Origin of the sequence: Pseudoalteromonas sp. TAB23 (genome assembly GCF_000498075.1) — a bacterium.
GTDB classification, from domain to species: Bacteria; Pseudomonadota; Gammaproteobacteria; order Enterobacterales; family Alteromonadaceae; genus Pseudoalteromonas; species Pseudoalteromonas arctica.
In genome coordinates, this window is record NZ_AUTP01000207.1 from 1 (window position 1) to 4,405 (window position 4,405).

Below are 4,405 nucleotides of genomic sequence, written 5' to 3' on the forward strand. Positions count from 1 at the left end.
GATCTCACCTAGTTGCCTCTACGCAAGCTGGGGCAATATTTGGCTGGCAATTATTTTGGCTTATCCTCGTTGTTAATGTTTTAAAGTACCCGTTTTTTCGCTTTGGTATGGAATACACACTCGCCACTAAAAATAGCCTAGTGGAGGGCTATAAAAGCAAAGGCCCGTTTTACTTCTACAGTTTTATTGGCTTAAACATTGTTGCCGCTGTTGTTAATACCGCCGGCGTATTACTGCTTACCGCAAGCTTACTGCATTACGCCTTACCCATGGTTATTGAAGTAACCTTGCTTTGTTGGATGCTGCTGGGTGTATGTTTAGTTATATTGCTACTTGGACACTTTAAAGCGCTAGATAACGTTGCCAAAGGCATTATGGGGCTGCTTACGCTCGCTACTTTGATTGCCCTTGCCATTGCATTTAGTAACGGCCCAATGGCACCTGCTGATTATGTGGGACCTTCACCGTATGAACTTGCCATGCTTAGCTTTATGGTGGCTTTAATGGGCTGGATGCCAGCCCCTATCGAAATATCTGCATTAAGTTCTTTATGGCTAAAAGAAAAACAAGCGCAACAAACAGTTTCTAAAAGCCAAGGCTTGTTCGATTTTAACGTAGGTTACTGGCTTACAGCTGGCTTAGCCTTGGTATTTTTTAGCTTAGGTGTATTAGTGCAGTACGGGCAAACCAGTAGTATAGAACTCGGCGGTGTCGCGTTTGCCAAGCAGCTTATTGATATGTACGCATTAACAATAGGCGAGTGGGCAAGGCCGCTTGTATCAGCAATCGCCTTTTTATGTATGTTTGGCACTACACTCACCGTGCTAGATGGCTACGCCCGTACGCTTAACGAATCTCATAAACTACTTGGCTTTAAGCAATCAAAACACAGCCTAAATATTTGGTTAATACTACAAGCACTTGCTGGCATGGCCGTTATTTTATTTTTTAAATCAGCCCTTGGCCCCATGCTTACGTTTGCTATGACACTTTCATTTGTTACAACGCCTGTATTTGCATGGCTCAACTTTAGCCTTGTGCGATCAGAGCCTGCTATTAAGCATAGCGTGTTACTACGTAGTTTAACGTGGTTAGGTTTAGTGTACTTAGTTGGGTTTGCTGTCGCGTTTGTAGTGTGGAAACTAGCATTCTAAATATAATCACTTACTTTAGGGTTTTAATTAAAGCCCTAAAGCTTAAAATTTAAATGAGGTATAAATGAATATTAGAATAGGTGATCTTTCAAACCCACACGTTATAAAGTTACTACAAGTGCACCATAACGATATGTTAAAGCACTCACCCGTTGAGAGCGTACATGCACTTGATGTGAGTAAACTCACTCAGCCCGATATAACTTTTTATAGCTTATGGATTGATAATAATTTAGCGGGTGTTGGCGCTTTAAAAGCACTAAATGCGACCGAAGGCGAAATTAAATCAATGCGCACATCAAGCAGCTATTTACGCCAAGGCATAGCCGCTAAGTTACTCACGCATATTATTGAGCAAGCGACCTTGCGAGGTTATAAAAAGTTAAGCTTAGAGACCGGCACGGCAAAGGCATTTTTGCCCGCACAAAAGCTTTACACTCAATTTGGTTTTAAAGAATGCGAACCATTTGGTGATTATGAGGTAGATCCGTACAGCTTGTTTATGAGTAAAGGGCTTTAAGTTGTATGCGCTCATTATTTATAGCGAAACAAAAAGTCAGGTTCAAAAGCAGATCATAAAAAGCAATTTAAAGAGTTTTTAGGGGGACAGGACAATGAGTAAACGTGATTTATTTTCAGAATTAACTACAACCCTTAGTGATGCTAAAGCACATTCACAAGTTAAGCTTACGTTACGTTCTCATACAGTAAATGATATCAACGATCTTGCTATCTCACCTGATGAAATAGTAAATATTCGAGAAATATCCAGCTTACATCAGCAAGAACGCTCGAAAATTGGGAACAAGGACGCAGCGCACCAAATGGGCAAGCGATAACATTGTTAAAGCTTGTGCAGCGTCATCCTGAGACATTGCATCATATTGCTGAGCTATAGGGTTTAAGGAACTCATTTGAGTAACTTAGGTACTTAGACAAGCTTGGCTATTTATTTTAATAGGCAAAAAGAGACGTGATCCGTTATTTGCAGAATATGGGTTATCTAAAAAGGAATTTATCTTTGAAAAAATTGTTAGTTGAGCCTGAAAGCGATAAGTGGCAAGAGTTAGTAAAATGCGTTTCTTATTCGCGATTAGTAGAAGACAATAATATCTCCGATATTATTGGGAATGGAAGTTGTAAAACAGATATTCATTTAAATAATTTGGAGTTTAAAGGTGATCTGCATTTAGATAATTTAGTTTTCCCGAAGCTTTCTTTGAGTGGGGTTACAGCAAATAGGATTTATATAAAAAATCTCTCTGTAGAGAGTTTAGAAATTCGTCTATTGGAATGTGACTCTATTCACTTTATTGACCTTAAGGCTAACAATCTCTATGTTAGGCATATGGATACTAAAGACTTTGATATTGGTTTATCTAACATTAAATCTCTATGTATATTTAATGTTAAGTCAAAAGATACTTCTATAAAGTTAAAAGAAAATAAAACTATAGATATAAGAGATATTGAATGTGTCACCTTTGACTTAAGCTCAAATGAACTCCAGATGGATAAACTTGTTGTATGTAATCTGGATGTAAAAAACGCCCATTTTGACCTTCCACATATTATTAATAATTTTGAGTTATATGGTTATATAGAAGGAAATTGTTCTTTTTGGGAAAACAGTTCCAATGATAAAAGCAGGCCAGACGCTGTTTTTATGAGGTGGTGTATTTTAAAAATACAAATTAGCTGTAATTTTTTAGGGGATTTTCAGCTTCATAATTTTATTACTCACAACTTTAACCTTTCCTATTCAAATACTAAACATGGTTCTATTGATTTTAATGGCGTAACTCCCTTTTCAGCGTCATCATTACTCCGCATTACCTCAAATAAATTATATAACAATAAGTTTTACGCTTGTGATTTTAAAGGTTTCGGTGATAAAAAAAGTATGGTGAGTGAAAATTCGTTTAACTCGAGTTTATCTCATGGAACGACATGGCCTAGTTACGGGAAGTACGATGAAAGCTACCATTTAAATTTTAATGAGTATTTGAATGGTAAAAAATATTATTACGAGTCTTTAAGTAATATGTGTGATTTAAGTGGTGATTCGTTTGGTAAGTACGCATATCAAAAAGAAGCTAAAAATACAGAGATTGAATCAATAAAGCATAATAGCAATTTTTCTTTCGTGGATTATTTACCTCTAATATTGAGCAAAATATTTTCTAAGTATAATACAAGTTGGTTAATTGCTTTGGTTTGGATAGTTTTATTTAACTTTTCATATTTTATTTATTTAAATTTCTCTTTGCATGATTTAATCACGGCTTTTAACCCTGTTCATCGCTTGGAAAGTCTGAACTTTCTAAGTGACTCACAACCTGTTGACTCTAAGTTTTACTTCGTCAATTTTATCATGAGGATTATAAATTCATTTTTAGTTTTTAAATTTATTAAATCCTTTCGTAAATATTACTGAGAGCTTCTAAAATGCGGTAAGTCGGGTTGTTCCTAGTTAATTCATCATTTTTGTCGGATGGCGTGGCTTCGCCACTTATCTGACCTACCTAAAAAGGTAGGTTGGTTAATCCGAGGGCGTCACCCGACAGGGTTCCAGATATAAGCATTGAATGGCCGCTTATATCTGGAACTGACGTAAGTTTAAACTCAACTCAGCTCTTTTATCGCTCTACTTATTCCATCCAAGCTCAGCGCATACATGCGGTTGTTCATTAACTCCTTTATAAAGCCAATTGATTGATAGTATGGCCAGTGTTCAACCGGTTGTGGGTTGAGCCAGGCGACTTTATCAAAGTGGTTGGTGACACGTGATAACCAGGCACTGCCAGGCTCTTCATTGTAGTGTTCTACCGAGCCGCCCGCATAAGCTATTTCGTAAGGTCCCATAGTGGCGTCACCCACAAATATTACTTTATAATCGCTGGTAAATTTATTAATCAGCGTCATGGTGTCGATTACGTTTGAATGGCGGCGCGCGTTGTCTTGCCATACGTGCTCGTATAAACAGTTATGAAAGTAGTAAAACTCTAAATGTTTAAATTCGCTGTGGGCGGCGCTAAATAATTCTTCGCAGGTATGAATGTAGTCATCCATTGAGCCGCCAATATCAAACAGCATGAGTACTTTTACTGCATTGTGGCGCTCGGGTGCCATTTTTACATCAAGCATGCCGCCTTGTTTTGCAGTAGCGCGAATAGTCTCGTTTAAATCAAGCGTGTCGCTTGCGCCAGTGCGGGCAAATTTACGTAGTTTTTTAAGGGCGAGTTTAATTG

General features: G+C 37.7%; 4 protein-coding genes and 1 pseudogene. 4 read left to right on the plus strand and 1 reads right to left on the minus strand.

Translation table 11 applies throughout. From position 1 onward, the window contains the following. The 4 genes and pseudogenes from L654_RS0110885 to L654_RS0110900 all read left to right on the plus strand — a co-directional run. Nucleotides 1-1,154, plus strand: a 1,154-nt coding sequence (locus L654_RS0110885) for a divalent metal cation transporter (protein ID WP_024608025.1), incomplete at its 5' end; no start/stop codon positions are given. A 64-nt stretch (nt 1,155-1,218) separates the two neighbouring features. Continuing rightward, nucleotides 1,219-1,674: a GNAT family N-acetyltransferase gene (locus tag L654_RS0110890; protein WP_024608026.1), complete on the plus strand. Its 456-nt coding sequence runs from the start codon at nt 1,219-1,221 to the stop codon at nt 1,672-1,674. 94 nt (nt 1,675-1,768) lie between these two features. Then, nucleotides 1,769-2,052 (plus strand): annotated as a pseudogene (locus tag L654_RS01000000125920) (transcriptional regulator). Between the two features lie 123 nt (nt 2,053-2,175). Then, entirely contained in the window at nt 2,176-3,591 is a 1,416-nt protein-coding gene (locus L654_RS0110900; RefSeq protein ID WP_024608027.1) for a hypothetical protein, read from the plus strand. 188 nt (nt 3,592-3,779) lie between these two features. Here L654_RS0110900 and L654_RS0110905 read toward each other — a convergent pair. Then, the coding region (locus tag L654_RS0110905) for a VWA domain-containing protein (RefSeq protein ID WP_024608028.1) at nt 3,780-4,405 on the minus strand (626 nt) is incomplete at its 5' end.